We start from the raw sequence: 15,518 nt of genomic DNA, 5'->3' as shown, positions 1-15,518 counted from the left end.
CCTTAGAGCCTCACCTGCGCGCCTCTCGGCCGACGACGCTGGCGCGCGGATCGACGGACATTTCTGCGCTGCACGCCGCGGTCGCGGAGCCGGCCGGACTTAGTCCCGAGCCGGTCGTCCGATCGGAACGTTTCTAGCATGGAGGAAGGGCGATGAGTCGTCATGGCGGACGTGGGGGCTTCCATCTAGTGGTGCTCGGCCCGGCCGGGTGCAGGTGGCTCGGGGCCGCATGGGGGCCACACCGCAATCGAAAAGAACCATCGCGCTTGCCGACAACCAACATCGAAGGTTCAGGAAATCTGGGATATCCAACGCCAGTGAGCGCAACCAACCGTCCGGGGAAAGCATTGACACGGTAGGGGTCACTGGTTCAATCCCAGTATCGCCCACAAGTACGCGAATCCTGCCGGATCGGCGTGGTCCCGATCAGCCCACGTTCGGCGGACGAGTGACCAGCCTGCCTGTGTTGGTTTGTCCATCGTGGTGGGGCCCGTCGGGTTGTAGCGTCGCACCGTGACGAACGATGGAATCGGGACGGCGCCCCGCAGCCTGCCGCTGATCCTCGCCCGCGAGCTGGCGGCCAACCTGGCGACGCCGATGTTCCTGCTCGACGCGACGGGCATGCTCGTCTTCTACAACGACGCCGCGGAGCTGATGCTCGGGCGCACCTACGCAGAACTCGGCGCCGTGACCGCTGACGAGTTCGGCGCGATGCTGCAGTTGACCGACGTCGACGGCACGCCGTTGCGACGCCGCGACTCACCCGCCGGGATCGCGTTCATCAATCGCGAGCCCGCTCACCGGAGGCTCGTGGCGACCACGCTGGATGGTCGACGCGAAACGTTCGAGTGCACCTCGTACCCGCTGTTCGGCAAGGAGGACCAGATGCACGGTGTGCTCGCCGTGTTCTGGAAGGCGAAGTCGTGAAGATACGGGTCTGGGGTTCCCGCGGCTCGTTGGCCGCCCCGGGCGCGGACACCATGCGATACGGCGGCAACACAAGCTGTGTCGAGGTCCGCAGTGCGACCGGCGACGTGGTCGTGCTCGACGCCGGCACCGGTATCCGCCCGCTCGGTGTCCAGATGGCCGACGAGGGGGTGAAGCGGATCCACCTCCTGCTCACGCATCTCCACCTGGACCATCTGCAAGGTCTGGGTTTCTTCCGCCCGCTGTACCGGCCCGATGTGGAGGTGCACATCTGGGGCCCGCCGTCGCCCGTCCAGCCGCTGGTCGAGCGGATTGCGACGTACATGTCGCCTCCGCTGTTCCCCGTGCGGCTCGCCGACCTCCCGTCGATGGTGACGTTCCACGACGCGCCGGAGGAGCCGGTGGTCGTCGGTGACCTCACGTTCCGCGCCTCGTTGGTGACCCACAAGGGCCCGACGGTCGGCTACCGGGTGGAGGAGGACGGGCGGTCCGTCGTCTACCTGCCTGATCACGAACCGAGCCTCGGGGTCGACATCGCCGACCAACCCCCGGACTGGATCAGCGGCTACGAGCTCGCGCGGGGCGCAGACATTCTCTTGCACGACGCGCAGTACGGCGACGAGGAATATGACCGCCACCGCGGTTGGGGGCATTCGGCGATCGGCCATGTCGTCGCGTTCGCACGCAAGGCCGAGGTCGCGCGGCTGGTGTTGTTCCATCACGACCCGTATCACACCGATGACGAACTCGAGGGTCTCGTCGCCGACGCGCGTGAGCTGTGGGGCGAGCCGGACCGGGTCTTCTCGGCATGGGAAGGGATGACGATCGACCTGGACCGCAACGAGGTGTCGCTCGCCGTGATCCCGGGATCGGTGACGCGATAGGTGTCACTGGTTCGATCCCGGAATCGGGTCACCACACCCCGGGGATGAGTCGTCGGCGAACGCGGCGGCGATAGGTCGGGGAAGCGGTGTTGTCGGCGAGTACGCGCTCCTCGGCCAGTGCCCGACCGGCGTTGGCGAGCGTCCCGAGCACGAGGACGGCAACGTTGCGTGCCGACAGGCTCTGCAGCAGGTAGCCGGAGTCGAGCAGCAGGTACGAGGCATACATGGGGTGTCGCACGATGGCATAGGGGCCGCGTGTCACCAGACCGCGATCCGCGGCGGCGAAGCCGAAGGAGCGGCCCAGCGTCAGAATGCATGTCGCCACGATGGCGACGCCGGCCAGTTGCAAAACAGTGCCTGTCCAGATGCCCCAGGTCGGGTGCTCGCCCTCTGGCCGGAAGAGCACACCCATGAATGTGCCCGCGAACGCGAGGAGCCAGTCATCCAGGCGGCGGCTGACGAATCGAGCGGACCGCCTGATCAGGTAGGCGAGGGCCACGAGTGTCTGTTGGGCGAAGAACACGATGCCGATAAGGCGGTGTGTCTGGATGTAGTACTGCAGGAACGAATAGGAGAAGACAGCGGCGCTGCCGGCTCCGACAAGATTGGCGCCCACCCTCAGAAGCCGGCGGGTCGCGGGTGTGTGACGAGCGGCCGTCGCCGTCATTTCGACATCCCAGCGCTGGTCTACGCGGGCCTGGTGTCCGCGGAGTCACCCTTCAATGACTCAACGCGTCGTCGCTGATCGACTGAGCGGGCGATCAGGGCGTCGATGCTGAAGCGACCGGCTCCGGCAAGTGCCGTGGCAACGGCCAACGCGGCCACCGCGAGATTCAGCTGGTAACCAGGAGGGTTGCTCGTCGAGTTGATTCCGGTGGCCCAGCTGACGGTGATCGTCGCCAGCACCATGTCGCCGAACAGCGCCAACCCGGCCAGGCGGGTACAGAAACCCACAGCCATCGCGAGCCCGCCGCCCAACTCGATCAGCCCGCCCACTACGGCGAAGAACTTCCCGGGTCGAAGATGCGCCGTCTTGGACATGAAGAGCGCTGTCTGATGGATACCGTGCGGACCGTCTCCCGGAAACGCCCCGAACAGTTTCGCCGCACCGTAGTAGATGAAGATCCAGGCCAGGGCGATGCGGACGGCCAGCAACGCCACGTCCAAGCCCGACCCGCTTGATGTCGTCCCGAACAGGAGACGTGTCCACGCCGGGAAGCGATGCCGGGTCGCGGTGTCGGTCATCAGTCGGTTTCCCGGATCGATGGAAGCTCGATGGGTTCCTTCAGCGGGCGGAAAGGTCCGACCAGTTGCGCGGCGAGGACGGTGAGGTGTTGCGGACGAGGGCCCTGCTGCTCGACCCTCAGCGGTCGTTCCGGCAACCCCGTATCGGCCCGGGCCGTCTCGGGCGTGGGCAACACCGCTCGGTGGGAGAGCTGGTCCCAGATCGTCAAGGTGAAACCGAGGTTCACGTCCTGGGGACCGCGCAGCCTGTGGTGGACCCGGTGGAAGTTCGGACTGACGAAAACTCGTTCAAGCCGCCCGAAGCTCAGGTTGGTGTTCGAGTGCGCGAACGCGACCGACCCGCCATAGAGGACGAGCAGCAGGGTTGGCAGTTCCCCGTTGGCGAGCAGCACCAGCGCGGGAACCACGGCCAGCACGTAGGAGACGTGAATCAGCGGATGGGTCCGGAACACCGTGAGGACGTTCATGTCTTCTTGCGAGTGGTGAAGCTCGTGGAAGCGCCACAACAACCGGATCCGGTGATTCGCCAGATGGACCAGCCAGTTGCAGAAATCCATCGCCACCAGGATCAGGAGGATCGCGCCCCACCGCGGAACCATCCCGATTCTGGGAAGCACAACCCACGGCGCGACCCGTTGCACCACGTCGGAGAGCGAGAGGGTCAACGCGGTGACCAGAGGCAGCACGACGACGACGTTGAGGACGGTGAAGAGCACGTCGTGGCGATGGCCACGGGCCACAAGCGGCCGCACCTGCGCAGGACGGACCCGCTCGGCGAGGAGGAAGACGCCGATCAGTGCAACAGCGAGCGGGCCGACCGTCACCAGGCGGATGGCCGACAGGGAATGCGCGAAGTCAACCCCGCCCCAGCCGGTCGCCCAGCCGGCCCCGATGAGGAACACGGCGACTGCCGGGATCAGCAGGGCGGGGAGATAGACCCTTGACGCGAGCCGCGACCGCACCGTTCGGCCGGCCGTCTGGGTGTCGACGTCCGCCTTCGTGTCGACAGTGGCACTAGGCGGAATGGCACCGCCGGTCTTCTGCAACATCGTTGGCTCCCCTCGGCGTTTCGTCGTCAGAACGCGGGTCCACCGCCGCTGGGAGCCTTGGACTTTTTCGCGGACGGATTCGATCCCGGTGCCTTCGAGCTGCCCCCGCCGCTGATCGGGTTACCGTCAGCGCCGAGAGCCAACCACCGGCCCCACTGATCGGTCAGGTTCTGCCCCTTCGTCTGTCCGGGTGACTTGTCCCCGACATAGGTGAACGCGGGGTGACCGTTCACGACCGTCTGGGTGCCAGTCGTCATCACCGGCGGCCAGATGGCCAAACAGCCACCACCGCAGGTCTGCTTGGCGGCCGAGTCCCCGACGAGTTCGTACACCGTGTGCCCGGACGCGTCGACGAGCACGGTGCCGATGGAGGTCGACCTGGTCTTCAGGCCGCTGGCTCCGCTCGCCGTTTTCTGGGCGCCTCCGGATGCTCCGCCCGCCTGGTTTCCCGAATGCGAGCTGCTGGCGCAGCCGGCGACGAGCGCCACCACGGCGCTGGCTCCTACGGCACCCAAGCCCAATTTGCTGACACCGAAGCCTGACATCTGCTACCTCACCTCTGGTCGAAGACCACCCGAACGGGTGCCTCTACGCACGGATACGCCCGTGGCGCGGTCGCGGTTCACTTGGAGCTGGAAATTCACCAACCCCCTGGGCGTCGTCGTGGGCGCCGGCGCCGTGTGATCGGTCCGCGTCCGGTCTTGATTGCTCGCGGGGGGAAGTTCGGGAAGAGTGCCAGCCATGTCGGACGAGCCGGCCGCGCTCCGGGCGTGGCATCGCGTCGTGACGGCGAAGGACCCGGGGCTGCTTGACGGTCTCCTGGCCGATGACGTCGTGTTCCGGTCCCCAGCCGTGTTCGCACCGCAAGAGGGCATCGCGTTGGCAACGGCGTACCTCACCGCCGCGCTCGCCGTCCTGGGCCCGACGGTTCGCTACGTCCGCGAGTGGTACGACTCGTCCAGCGCGGTACTCGAGTTCGAGGCCGATTTGGACGGCATCATCGTCCACGGCGTCGACCTGCTTCAGTGGAACACCGCCGACCGGCTGACCAGCTTCACGGTGATGGTGCGTCCGCTGCGCGGTCTCGAGCAGCTGATCGGGCGGATGCGCCAGCACCTGCCGGCGCGCTGAACGGCGGCCGCCCGGTCACGTCACACTGCGACGGGAGGGTGCCCAGCCGGGCAAGCAGCGTCGTTAGCATCGGTCCGCACGACTACTTCACGATTCGTCGGGTAGATGGGTAGATCAGTGGACGACGTTGACGGCGTCCTCGAGGCCGCCGGGCTGAGCAACGTCCGGGTCCGCGATACGTCCGCCACTGGGCCGAACTCACCGGCGCCGACCGGGTCGAGGTCGTCAGCGCGTCGGACGACCCGCGGCTGATCGAAAAGTCACTGGCCGCCGGCGAGATCCTGCCGGCCGGCGACGGCCGGTACTACTCCCGCAGCTACGTGAAGGACACGGCCCGCTCCGAAGAGCGCACGATCGTCGCGACCAGCAATCCGGCCGACAAGGGCTGCTACCACAACTGGCGTCCGGCGTCGGAGATGCGGCCGCTGCTCGAAGAGCGGATGCGCGGCGCGTCGAAGGGCAAGACGATGTACGTCGTCCCCTACCTCATGGCACCGCCCGGCTCACCCCTCGAGGCCTACGCTGCGGGCGTCGAGCTCACCGACCACCGCACGGTCGCCCTTCACATGATCCGGATGGCCCGTGTCGGGGTCGAGCACATCAACAGTCTCGCCGACCAAGACAGCTTCGTCCGCGCCGTGCACGTCACCGGCGATCTCGAGAACCTCGCTCAGGGCACCGCCGACGACCAGCGCTACTTCGTCACCCTCGCCGACGAGCGGACGATCCTGCATTTCGGCTCGTCCTACGTCGGCAACGCGTTACTCGGCAAGATCGCACACGGTTTGCGCCAGGCCGCCTACGACGGCTGGGCGTCGGGGGAGTTCCTCGCCCAGCAGTTCATGCTCCTCGGCATCCAGGACAAGCAGACGGGCCGGACCTACCACGTCTGCGGCGGCTTCCCGAGCGCGTCTGGAAAGACCAACCTCGCCATGATGCTCGCTCCGGATGCCCTCGGCGATCGCTATCACGTCGAGTTCTACGGCGATGACATCGCGTGGCTGCGGGTCGACCCGGAGGACGGCCGGATCTACGCGATCAACCCGGAGTTCGGGGTGTTCGGCGTCGCGAAGGACACCAACGAGGTCACCAACCCGACGGCACTCGAATCAATCGCTTCCGGCACCGGAACGCTGTTCACGAACGTTGCGTACAACGACGCCACCCAGGATGTCTGGTGGGAGGGCAAGACGTCGGCACCACCGGCGGACAGGGCTGATTGGCGCGACTGGACGGGCCGGCTCATCGTCGAACGTCCTGCCGAAAGCGAGAACGACCCGTGGGCGCACCCCAACAGCCGATTCACCACCACCCTGGCCAACGTGCCCAACATCGCCACCGACTTCGAGAACCCCAAGGGCGTCCCGATCGACGCGATCATCTTCGGCGGACGAGGGTGCGTCCGACCCTGTTTCTGCTGTTGAAGTACTCCCTCGGTTTCGCTGCCGCGGCGGTACAGCACGTGGGTCCTGCACGATGTGATCTGCCGGACGTGGCTGGTGCGTCACTTCGCCCGGACGGCTCTGGTCGTCGTACCGATCTTCGTGCTGTACATGGTCCTCATGCCGTCGTCACTCGGTGTCCGGCTGCTCACCGGTCTGACGTTCGGTGGCGCGATCTTCATGTTCAGCCTCGTCATCATCCAGGTCGACACCGACCGGCGAGCGGTGCAGGCCGGCTACGGCGCCAGCCTGCCCGCCCGGATCCGCTCGCATTAGTCCGGCCACCGACAGGGCGTGACCCACTAGGGCCGGGAGCGCATCGCCGAACGACGGGACCGGCGCAACCGCCGCAACTGAAGGCCCGCCAGCGGCCGGCCGCTGGCTAACATCGTGGCCATGGGCGCGGACGAGCACGCCACCGAGCTGTCGGCGAGCCACGCGCGGCTGCTCGACTCCCTGGCCGGGGTGAGTGACGACCAGCTGCGCGAACCGTGCCGGTTGCCCGGTTGGACGCGGGACATGCTCGTGGCTCATCTGCATTTCGGTGGACAGGCGCAACTTCGCGGCATCGAGGGCGTCCTCGCCGGCGGCGACGCCGTCATGTATCCCGGTGAGGAGGCTCAGCGTCAAGCTGAGATCGAATCCGGCGCGGGGCGCCCGGCCGCCGAACTGGTGGCCGAGGTGGCGGCCACCTGCGCCCGGCTCGACGACCTCTTCGACCGGCTGCCCGCCACGGCATGGGACGGAATGGTCCAGACCCGCCGCGGGCCGGTGCCGGTGCGCGAGATCCTGCTTCAGCGTTGGCTCGACGTCGAGGTGCACCACGTCGACCTCGACCTTGCATACGGCCAGGAACAGTGGCCGCCGGCGCTGGTCGAGCTGTACCTGCCAGGTTTGGTCCGCCTCCTGCCGGCGTTGCGCGCACGCCCGGACGCCGACCGCTCGCTCAGCGGATCCTGGCACCTCCACCGCACCGATGGGCCGGGGGAGTGGACGGTGCAGGCCGACTCAGAACAGGCCTGGGTCACCGACGGGCACGCGAAGGCCGATTGCGCGCTGCGAGGGCCGGGTCGCGCGCTGCTCGCCCATCTGCTCGGCCGCGCCGACGAGGCCGCCATCGACCTGTTCGGCGACGAGCGCCTGGCCACCGGGCTCAAGGCAGCGTTTCCGGGCCCGTGATCATCGCGACGCATAGCCCGCCACGCTTCGGGGTATGTCCGAGTCACAGCGACAACCCCCGGTTCCCGAGGAGTTCACATGACCACGACCACGGGCGACGTCGACGTCGTCGACATCCTGACCAGTGACCACGAAGAGGTGCTCCAGCTCGTCCGGGACATCCCGGCGGCGGACCCGGCCGGTCGGCGCGACATGACGGACACGGTGATCGCGGAGCTGATGCGTCACTCGGTGGCCGAGGAGATGTACGTGTATCCCGCCATGCGCAAGCACATGCCCGATGGCGACGCGGCGGTCGAGCACGACGTCAAGGAACATCAGGAACTCGAAGAGGCGATGAAGGTTCTCGAGAGCGCCGACACGGCCGAACCGGCATTCCTCGACGGCCTCAGCCACCTCGAGGCCATCCTTCGCGATCACATCGATGACGAGGAGAAGGACCAGTTCCCGCAGCTGCGGGCGACCATCCCGCACGACGAGCTGGTTGCGATCGGCAAGAAGGTCGAGACGGCCAAGAAGTTGGCGCCCACCCGGCCGCACCCGGCCGCGCCGCACAGCGCGTTGTTCCACAAGGCGCTCGGTCCCGGGGTGGGCCTGGTCGACCGGCTGCGCGACACGCTGACCGGACGCTCGAAAAACACCTGAACGCCCCGATGGCGGCGTGGTGCGGACCTCAGCTCGCCGGCCGCGCCGCCTGACGGCGCGGCCGGCTACTGCAGTGCGCTGCGCACGGAAGTGATGCGCTGGGTGTTGAAGCCGAGCCAGTGCATGCGCCCCAAGTAGCGCGCGTGCTCGACCTTCAGGCACCGGTCCATGATCACTGACAGGCCACCCTCTTCGGCGATCCGGGCACCCTCTTCGTTGATGACCCCGAACTGGCACCACAGCGCGCCGGCGCCGATGGCCGCCGCCTCGCGGGCGATGTCGGGCAGCGCGTCGGGTGCGCGGAACACGTTCACGATGTCCACCGGCTCGGGCACGTCTTGCAGAGTCGGGTAAGACGGCTCGCCGAGGATCGCGCTCTCTCGCGGATTCACCGGGAAGACCCGATAGCCGTGGCGTTTCGCGTAGTAGCCGACGAAGTTGCTCGCCCGCAGCTCGTTGCCGGACAGGCCGACGATCGCGATGGTGCGCGACGTATTGAGGACCCGCTGGATGGTGAGTGGGTCCTGGTAGCGCGCCAGATCGATCACGCCGTCACCGCCGTCTCGGCGACGGTCGCGGCGACCCGGGCAAATCCCTGTTCGAGGTCCCAGATTAGGTCGTCGACCGATTCGGTGCCCACCGAGAGCCGCACCGTTCCGGGCCCGACCCCCGCGGCCTGCAACTCGATGTCACTCAGCTGGCGGTGCGTCGTGCTGCCGGGATGGATGATCAGGCTCTTCGCGTCCCCGACGTTGGCCAGGTGCGACCACAGTGTCACGCCCCGGATGAGGTCCTGGCCACCAGTCCGCCCGCCCTCGCAGTCGAAGGAGAACACCGCGCCGGCCCCCCGCGGCAGGTACTTGTCGACCAACGGCCGATACCTGCTGCCCGGCAGACCGGCGTACTTCACGTTCGACGCGAGTTCGTGCGATTCGAGGAAGGTGGCGACGGCCAGCGCATTCTCGACATGGCGCTGCATGCGCAGCGACAGCGTCTCGAGTCCCTGCAGGAACATGAACGCGTTGAACGGTGACATTGCCCCGCCCAGGTCGCGCAGGGTTTCGGCCCGCAGCTTCATGAGGAAGCCGTACGTCCCGAACGTCTCGTGGAACTGCAGCCCGTGATACGCCGGCGACGGATCCGCGATCACCGGGAAGCGCCCGTTCGACCAGTCGAAGGTGCCGCCCTCGACGACGACGCCGCCGATGCTCGTGCCGTGGCCGCCGATGAACTTGGTCGCCGAGTGCACGACGATGTCGGCGCCCCATTCGAGCGGCCGGCACAGGTAAGGAGTCGCGAAGGTGTTGTCCACGATCAGCGGCAACTCGTGCTCATGCGCGATGGCGGCGACGGCCTCGATGTCGAGGACGTTGCCGCCGGGGTTGCCGATCGTCTCGCCGAAGAACGCCTTCGTGTTCGGGCGGACGGCGCGCCGCCACGCCTCGATGTCGTCGGGGTCGACCCAGGTCAGCTCTACATTCATCTTGCGCAGGAAATGCTTGAACTGGTTTACCGTCCCTCCGTAGAGGGCCGAGGACGCGACGAGGTGGTCGCCCGGCTGGAGCAGCGTGAACAGGGTGGCCGCCTGCGCCGCGATGCCGCTTGCGAACGCGACGCCACCGGCGCCGCCTTCCAGGCTCGCCACCCGCTCCTCGAAGACGGCCACCGTGGGATTCATGATCCGCGAGTAGGTGTTTCCGTACTCCTGCAGGTTGAAGTACGCGGCCGCCGATTCCGGGTCCTCGAACACATAGCTCGTGGTCTGGAAGATCGGAACGGCGCGGGCGCCGGTGTTCGGGTCGGGCCGCTGCCCGGCATGCAACTGGCGAGTCTCGAATCCGAAGTCGTGGGCCTGTTCGGCGATGTGGGTCACGAACTCATCTTCCTCATGTCGGGTGGCCATCCTGGCTCGCGCCCAGGAAGCGACGGATGATCGGCGTCTGCCGCGCTTCCTCCAGCAGGAAGCAGTCGTGGCCGTACGGGGCGTCGATGACGTGGAGCTCGACCGGTTTGCCGAGTCCCTTCAGGGCTTGCTCGATCTCGCGCGACGCCGCTGGTGGATAGAGCCAGTCAGAGCTGAACGCGATCAACAGGGTTCGAGCCATCACGCCTTCGAGGGCCTGCGCGAGCGAGCCGCCGCCGTACTGGCGGGCCAGGTCGAAGTACGTCAATGCTCGCGACGTGTAGACGTAGGTGTTGGCGTCGAAGCGCTTGACGAAGGACTCGGCCTGATGATGGAGATAGCTCTCCACCTCGAACTCCGGTTCGGTGATCGTGTAGCGGATGTCGTCGGCGAACTGGAGCCGGCGGCCGAACTTCTCGTCCAGCGCCGGAGCCGACAGGTAGGTGATGTGGCCGACCATGCGCGAGACACCCATACCGGCGTCGGGGCTGCGGCCGGTGCCGTAGTAGTGGCCGCCCTGCCAGGCTGGATCGCGCATGATCGCGTCACGGGCGATGGAGTTCCAGGCCATGCCCTGGGGGTGCAGAGCGTGCGTACTGGCGATCGCCACGACGGTGTCCACCTGGTCGGGGAACTGGACAGCCCATTCGAAGGCCTGCATCCCGCCCAGTGAGCCGCCGGCCACGGCGGCCAGCCGGCCGATGCCGAGTTCGTCGAGGAAAGCCCGCTCGGTGCGGACCATGTCCGCGACGGTGATCACCGGGAAGTCCGAACCGTACGGCCGGCCGGTATCCGGAGCGACGGACGAGGGGCCGGTCGTTCCCCGGCAACCACCGAGCAGGTTCGTCGACACGACGAAGAAATGGTCGGTATCAAAAGCTTTGCCCGGTCCGATCATCCCGTCCCACCAGCCGAGCCCTTTGGCGGGCGATCCGGCCCCACCGTCGCGGTCGTCGGCCGCGAAACCGTCGCGGGTGCTCTCCGGGGGCGGTGTCTGCGCGAAGCCGGCCGCATGCGCGTCGCCGCTGAGCGCATGACAGACCAGGATCACGTTGTCGCGCTGGGGGGAAAGGACGCCATATGTCTCGTACGCGACGCGGACCCGGCTCAATTCCCGCCCGCAATCGAGTGGAACCGGCTTGGGCAATTCGACGTATTGCGTTTCGACAGTGCCGACCGAGCCCGGCGCGGGCGTCAAATCTGGCCTCGCCATAACGGGCATCGTAGCCGGTGCCGCGCGTGTATTCTCGGTCATCTTCATAGGGAAACTACCAAAACGATCAAGGGGAGCAATCACATGACAGCAGTCGCGAACGGTGTCAACGTCCAGGCCCTGCTCGACGCCCGCGAGGTGCTCAAGGGCGCCCCCGAGGCCGCTCAGTTCACCTGGCGCGCATCGTCCTCCTGGCGCAACGGCGTGCACAGCACGACGACGATCCAGAACTTCTTCGGTCTCGGCGAGGAGCAGAGCCACAAGGCCGAAACGGTGTTCGACGCCGACCACCCGGCCGTGTTCGCGGCGGAGGACAACGGCATCACCCCGATCGAGTACCTGCTCGTGGGATTGACGAGCTGCCTCACCGCCGGCGTTGCCTCGGTGGCGCAGAACCGCGGCATCCAGCTGCGCTCGGTCGAGTCGACGGTTGAGGGCCATCACGACATCCGCGGCATCCTCGGTGTTGACAGCGACGTTCGCAACGGCTTCAACGACATCAAGGTCTCCTTCAAGATCGACGCCGACGCATCGAAGGAAGAGATCGAGGCACTCGTCGCGCAGTCGCAGAAGCGTTCTGCCGTCTTCGACGCCCTCACCAATCCGACGGATGTCACCGTCGAGGTCGTCTGAGGGCCGCACCATCGAACGCACCACCACGGTCGTCATCGGGGCCGGTCACGCCGGCCTGGCCGCGAGCCACTTCCTGAGCGACCGGTCGATCGACCACGTCGTACTCGAACGCGGCGAAGTGGCGAATTCGTGGCGCCGCGAACGCTGGGACTCGTTGCGGCTGCTCACACCGAACTGGCAGAGCCGCCTACCCGGCTACCAGTACGAGGGGCCTGACCCCGACGGCTACATGTCGATGCCTGAAGTCATCGACTTCATCGAAGGCTTCGCCAAGGTCTCGGCGGCCCCGGTCCGCACCGCTACGAACGTCACGTCGGTGGGACGCACCGACGACGGCTACCGGGTCACGACGAGCAGCGGGGAGCTCCAATGCCGCACGCTCGTCATCGCCAGCGGCGCCTGCAACCGGCCGACCGTCCCGGGTTTCAGCGCGTCGGTCCCGGACCGGGTCCAGCAGCTCACGGCGTTCGACTACCGCGAACCGGACCAGTTGCCCGAGGGCGACGTACTCGTGGTCGGCGCGTCCGCGACCGGCGTGCAGCTGGCCGCCGAGCTCAGGCGGTCGGGCCGGCCAGTGGTCCTTTCGGTCGGCGAGCATGTGCGCCTGCCCCGTACCTATCGGGGCCGCGACGTCCTGTGGTGGATGGATGCGTCGGGGGTGTGGGACCAGCGTTACGACGAGGTCGACGACCTCGTGCGCGCGCGCAGCCTGCCTGCCCCTCAGCTGGTCGGGACACCGCAGCGGATGACGCTGGACCTGAACGCACTCGCGGCGATGGGTGTGGAGCTGGTGGGGCGGTGGGCCGCCGTTCGCGACGGGCGGGCGCTGTTCTCCGGTGGGCTGCGCAACGTCTTCGCGTTGGCCGACCTCAAGATGCGGCGCCTGCTCGACACCTTCGATGCGTGGGCCGTGACATCGGGGCGCGACGGCGAGGTCGGACCCCCGGAGCGGTTCGCGGCCACCGAGGCACCAACGGCGCCGCGGTTGCAGCTCGATCTGGGCAGCGGGGAGATCCGCTCGGTCCTGTGGGCGACGGGGTTCCGACCGGACTACAGCTGGCTCGACGTTCCCGTCGTCGACGAGAAAGGCCGGCTGCGTCACGAGGGGGGCGTGCTGCCCAGCCCCGGCCTCTACGCATTGGGGCTGCCGGTACTGCGGCGGCGGCGGTCGACGTTCATCTCCGGCATCGAGGTCGATGCGCGCGAGGTGACCGGCCACCTCGCCGACCACCTGGCCGGACGTCACCGCGGCTAGGGGCAGCGCGCCGGTTATGCGCTCTTGCCGACGACGTCCATGAGCTCGGTCAGGTCGCCGTTCTTGCCGACGAAGTCGACGCCGTGCGTGCGGAACCACTCGCGTTCGGCGTCGGAGCTGCTGTAGATCACGAACTTCGATCCCGGCGCCGCGGCCTGAACCTGTACATAGCTGTCCGACCCTGAGCTGTCGGGAAGACCGAGGTCCAGAACGACGAGGTCCGGCGCCTGCTCGGTGGCCAGTTCCGCCGCCGAGAAGCTGGTCGTGGCCTCGCCGACGATCTCGATGCCCGAGCGCAGCCGCAGGGCGGTGCGCAGGACCAGCCGGATGTCGGGCTCGTCGTCGACCAGCAGCACTCGCAGCATGCCCACGAGGGTAGGCATGACCGACCGCCGCCGGCGAGCGGTTCGCCGAAGTCAGGACCTTGGCCCCGACGGGGCGCCCGGAGGCCGGGCGCCCCGACGGCGACCTAGCCCAGGGACATCGTCTCGACGCCGAGCACCTGCCGTGCGGCATTCGCGGTCGGATCCGCGGCGAACCAGTGCTGCATCCGCCGGCCGTTGAGCGCATTGTCCAGCGCGGCCATGATCATCGACTGGTCCAGGACCAGTCGCCGGTGCCCGACCGAGCCGGTCGTCGGATTGACGGCGTCGTAGAAACCTCCGTCGGCGGTGTAGACATCCGGGTAGAGGGCGCGAAGTCGCTGAATGTTGGCGTAGGCCTGCTGCGGGGCGACGTCCAACGCCAGGAACGAGGCGTGGGGGGTCACGGCCGTCTCGGGGGCACACGTCCCGCACTGCGCGAGCTGTTGGCCGGGCGGGAAGGTGGCGCCGTCGGCGCCGTAGGCGTTGTAGCCGCCCGTGTCATCCGGTGTGCTGGAGGGCGAGATCCCCCACACCGGGTAGTGCAGCTGCTCGGTGGCGTACTTGATCTGCACCTGCGCGGCGCGCACATCGGCCAGCCCGAAGTTCCGTGTCCCCCACGTGGTCTCCGGGACCACCTCGTTCGCCATCAGCGCCTCGAACATGCCGCCGGCGAAGGTCGGCAGGAACTTCAAGGACGTGCCGGGGTAGGTGTAGTGGCCCTCCCAGACCGGGAACTGCTTGCCGGACAGCGGGTCGGTGATGGTCGTCCAGTACCCGGTGTCGGGGCCTTGCGGCTGACCCTGCCACGAGAAGTCGGGGTCGCTGGCGCACCGCTTCGGCGGCAGCACCCGCCAGGTGCGCCACCACACGTCACCGGGCATCTGGTGCAGGCCCATGCCGAGGTACATCGCGATCCGCGGGTCGCTGTAGATGGCGCCGTTGTGGTAGCCGGCCGGGCCGACACCGGCGTAGTACCCGCCGTACATCTGTCCGGTCGGCTGGTTGTCGATGGCGGCGTTGACGTTGCAGTCGGTCTGCGCGCGGGCGTCGAAGAAGATCGAGAAGTCGGTCTCGTTGAGCAGCTGCGTGGCCAAGGCGGCCGCGCCGGGGAGGGCTTGCCGCACGACCACGAGCCCGGAGGCGTACCAACCGTTGTCGACGGCGGACAGGAACGAGCAGTTGTCGGTCGTGCCGCCGACCTGGGCACAGTCACCCTGACCGGGGTTGAGGATCACGTGGCCGGTCGTGGTGTCGTACCACTGGTAGAGGAAGCCGTGGCCGCGCTGCAGATGCTGCACCTCCAGCATCGTGCTGCGCACCCGTGCGGTCGCCTCCGGCCCGCTGATCAAGTGCAGGTCGTGGGCCGCGACGACCGACCAGAGGTAGACGCCGATGTTGGCCGAGGACGTGTAGTTGCCGCGGGTCGAGCCGGGACCGACGTTGTCCAGCGGCAGGTGGGTGTTGGGGTCGACGTCGGTCTCGAAGAACCGCCAGGTGTCCCGCGCGATCTGGCGCAGGTTCGCCTGCTGCCGGCCGCTCAAGCCACTCGTCTTGCTGGTGTGGGCCTGGGCCACCGGGACGTTCACCACTGTCGCGGCGAGCAGGCCGGCGGCAGCCGCGGCCACCGCGGAAAGGCATTTGCGCATT

General features: G+C 67.7%; 17 protein-coding genes and 1 pseudogene. 9 read left to right on the top strand and 9 right to left on the bottom strand.

The genetic code is table 11. From position 1 onward, the window contains the following. Nucleotides 1–513: 513 nt before the first annotated feature. On the top strand, nucleotides 514–927 hold the full coding sequence (locus tag ABR571_RS05395; RefSeq protein ID WP_409452161.1) for a hypothetical protein: 414 nt from the start codon (nucleotides 514–516) through the stop codon (nucleotides 925–927). Next, entirely contained in the window at nucleotides 924–1,811 is an 888-nt protein-coding gene (locus ABR571_RS05390) for an MBL fold metallo-hydrolase (protein ID WP_409452160.1), read from the top strand. The genes ABR571_RS05395 and ABR571_RS05390 overlap by 4 nt, the downstream gene beginning before the upstream one ends. A gap of 28 nt (nucleotides 1,812–1,839) precedes the next feature. Here the strand turns inward: ABR571_RS05390 and ABR571_RS05385 are convergent, their stop codons facing one another. From ABR571_RS05385 to ABR571_RS05370, 4 genes are read right to left on the bottom strand one after another with little or no spacing between them, the layout of a single operon-like run. Beyond that, nucleotides 1,840–2,478: a methyltransferase family protein gene (locus ABR571_RS05385; RefSeq protein ID WP_409452159.1), complete on the bottom strand. Its 639-nt coding sequence runs from the start codon at nucleotides 2,476–2,478 to the stop codon at nucleotides 1,840–1,842. A 20-nt stretch (nucleotides 2,479–2,498) separates the two neighbouring features. After that, on the bottom strand, nucleotides 2,499–3,056 hold the full coding sequence (locus ABR571_RS05380; RefSeq protein ID WP_409452158.1) for a DoxX family protein: 558 nt from the start codon (nucleotides 3,054–3,056) through the stop codon (nucleotides 2,499–2,501). Beyond that, entirely contained in the window at nucleotides 3,056–4,105 is a 1,050-nt protein-coding gene (locus ABR571_RS05375; RefSeq protein WP_409452157.1) for a sterol desaturase family protein, read from the bottom strand. The genes ABR571_RS05380 and ABR571_RS05375 overlap by 1 nt, the downstream gene beginning before the upstream one ends. 26 nt (nucleotides 4,106–4,131) lie before the next feature. Continuing rightward, the gene (locus tag ABR571_RS05370) at nucleotides 4,132–4,596 is read right to left on the bottom strand and encodes a hypothetical protein (protein ID WP_409452156.1); all 465 of its coding nucleotides are present in this window, start codon (nucleotides 4,594–4,596) and stop codon (nucleotides 4,132–4,134) included. 250 nt (nucleotides 4,597–4,846) lie between these two features. Between ABR571_RS05370 and ABR571_RS05365 the strand changes: the two genes are divergently transcribed. From ABR571_RS05365 to ABR571_RS05345, 5 genes and pseudogenes are all read left to right on the top strand, one after another. Next, nucleotides 4,847–5,236, top strand: coding sequence for a nuclear transport factor 2 family protein (locus tag ABR571_RS05365; RefSeq protein WP_409452155.1), 390 nt, complete (start codon nucleotides 4,847–4,849; stop codon nucleotides 5,234–5,236). 105 nt (nucleotides 5,237–5,341) lie between these two features. Next, a pseudogene (locus tag ABR571_RS05360) lies at nucleotides 5,342–6,630 on the top strand (phosphoenolpyruvate carboxykinase domain-containing protein); the annotation flags it as partial. 48 nt (nucleotides 6,631–6,678) lie between these two features. Then, on the top strand, nucleotides 6,679–6,954 hold the full coding sequence (locus tag ABR571_RS05355; RefSeq protein ID WP_409452162.1) for a DUF5313 family protein: 276 nt from the start codon (nucleotides 6,679–6,681) through the stop codon (nucleotides 6,952–6,954). A gap of 120 nt (nucleotides 6,955–7,074) precedes the next feature. Beyond that, the gene (locus ABR571_RS05350) at nucleotides 7,075–7,857 is read left to right on the top strand and encodes a maleylpyruvate isomerase family mycothiol-dependent enzyme (protein WP_409452154.1); all 783 of its coding nucleotides are present in this window, start codon (nucleotides 7,075–7,077) and stop codon (nucleotides 7,855–7,857) included. Between the two features lie 78 nt (nucleotides 7,858–7,935). Further along, nucleotides 7,936–8,502, top strand: coding sequence for a hemerythrin domain-containing protein (locus ABR571_RS05345; protein ID WP_409452153.1), 567 nt, complete (start codon nucleotides 7,936–7,938; stop codon nucleotides 8,500–8,502). A 65-nt stretch (nucleotides 8,503–8,567) separates the two neighbouring features. Here the strand turns inward: ABR571_RS05345 and ABR571_RS05340 are convergent, their stop codons facing one another. The 3 genes from ABR571_RS05340 to ABR571_RS05330 are packed head-to-tail and all read right to left on the bottom strand — an operon-like array spanning nucleotide 8,568 to nucleotide 11,702. Further along, nucleotides 8,568–9,050: a CoA-binding protein gene (locus tag ABR571_RS05340; RefSeq protein WP_409452152.1), complete on the bottom strand. Its 483-nt coding sequence runs from the start codon at nucleotides 9,048–9,050 to the stop codon at nucleotides 8,568–8,570. After that, nucleotides 9,047–10,375 carry an O-acetylhomoserine aminocarboxypropyltransferase/cysteine synthase family protein gene (locus ABR571_RS05335; protein WP_409452151.1) on the bottom strand — a complete coding sequence of 443 codons (1,329 nt, stop codon included), beginning with the start codon at nucleotides 10,373–10,375 and terminating at the stop codon, nucleotides 9,047–9,049. Before ABR571_RS05335 ends, ABR571_RS05340 begins: the two co-directional genes overlap by 4 nt. 13 nt (nucleotides 10,376–10,388) lie before the next feature. Then, nucleotides 10,389–11,702 (bottom strand): homoserine O-acetyltransferase, encoded by a 1,314-nt coding sequence (locus ABR571_RS05330; RefSeq protein WP_409452150.1) that lies wholly within the window; start codon nucleotides 11,700–11,702, stop codon nucleotides 10,389–10,391. On the opposite strand from ABR571_RS05330, the gene ABR571_RS05325 reads away from it, so the two are divergent. Both ABR571_RS05325 and ABR571_RS05320 read left to right on the top strand, forming a co-directional pair. Further along, nucleotides 11,703–12,251, top strand: a complete 549-nt coding sequence (locus ABR571_RS05325; protein WP_409452149.1) for an OsmC family protein — start codon at nucleotides 11,703–11,705, stop codon at nucleotides 12,249–12,251. It abuts the gene before it with no gap. Continuing rightward, nucleotides 12,229–13,506: an NAD(P)-binding domain-containing protein gene (locus ABR571_RS05320; RefSeq protein WP_409452148.1), complete on the top strand. Its 1,278-nt coding sequence runs from the start codon at nucleotides 12,229–12,231 to the stop codon at nucleotides 13,504–13,506. The genes ABR571_RS05325 and ABR571_RS05320 overlap by 23 nt, the downstream gene beginning before the upstream one ends. Nucleotides 13,507–13,520: 14 nt before the next feature. On the opposite strand, the gene ABR571_RS05315 is transcribed toward ABR571_RS05320, so the two are convergent. Together ABR571_RS05315 and ABR571_RS05310 are read right to left on the bottom strand one after the other, a co-directional pair. Further along, entirely contained in the window at nucleotides 13,521–13,871 is a 351-nt protein-coding gene (locus ABR571_RS05315; protein ID WP_409452147.1) for a response regulator transcription factor, read from the bottom strand. A 104-nt stretch (nucleotides 13,872–13,975) separates the two neighbouring features. Further along, nucleotides 13,976–15,517, bottom strand: a complete 1,542-nt coding sequence (locus tag ABR571_RS05310) for a glucoamylase family protein (protein WP_409452146.1) — start codon at nucleotides 15,515–15,517, stop codon at nucleotides 13,976–13,978. Nucleotide 15,518 lies beyond the last annotated feature (1 nt).

Origin of the sequence: Jatrophihabitans sp. (assembly GCF_046262535.1) — a bacterium.
Classification (GTDB): Bacteria; Actinomycetota; Actinomycetes; order Mycobacteriales; family Jatrophihabitantaceae; genus Jatrophihabitans.
Note: the sequence above shows the minus strand (reverse complement) of the source record. Positions and strands in the feature narration are given on the sequence as shown.

What these genes read in the sequence shown, in the direction of transcription:
- ABR571_RS05350 (WP_409452154.1), top strand. Translation starts at nt 7,075, where the DNA reads ATGGGCGCGGACGAGCACGCCACCGAGCTGTCGGCGAGCCACGCGCGG.
- ABR571_RS05310 (WP_409452146.1), bottom strand. Translation starts at nt 15,517, where the DNA reads ATGCGCAAATGCCTTTCCGCGGTGGCCGCGGCTGCCGCCGGCCTGCTC.
- ABR571_RS05385 (WP_409452159.1), bottom strand. Translation starts at nt 2,478, where the DNA reads ATGACGGCGACGGCCGCTCGTCACACACCCGCGACCCGCCGGCTTCTG.
- ABR571_RS05375 (WP_409452157.1), bottom strand. Translation starts at nt 4,105, where the DNA reads ATGTTGCAGAAGACCGGCGGTGCCATTCCGCCTAGTGCCACTGTCGAC.
- ABR571_RS05365 (WP_409452155.1), top strand. Translation starts at nt 4,847, where the DNA reads ATGTCGGACGAGCCGGCCGCGCTCCGGGCGTGGCATCGCGTCGTGACG.
- ABR571_RS05345 (WP_409452153.1), top strand. Translation starts at nt 7,936, where the DNA reads ATGACCACGACCACGGGCGACGTCGACGTCGTCGACATCCTGACCAGT.
- ABR571_RS05380 (WP_409452158.1), bottom strand. Translation starts at nt 3,056, where the DNA reads ATGACCGACACCGCGACCCGGCATCGCTTCCCGGCGTGGACACGTCTC.
- ABR571_RS05325 (WP_409452149.1), top strand. Translation starts at nt 11,703, where the DNA reads ATGACAGCAGTCGCGAACGGTGTCAACGTCCAGGCCCTGCTCGACGCC.
- ABR571_RS05315 (WP_409452147.1), bottom strand. Translation starts at nt 13,871, where the DNA reads ATGCTGCGAGTGCTGCTGGTCGACGACGAGCCCGACATCCGGCTGGTC.
- ABR571_RS05320 (WP_409452148.1), top strand. Translation starts at nt 12,229, where the DNA reads ATGTCACCGTCGAGGTCGTCTGAGGGCCGCACCATCGAACGCACCACC.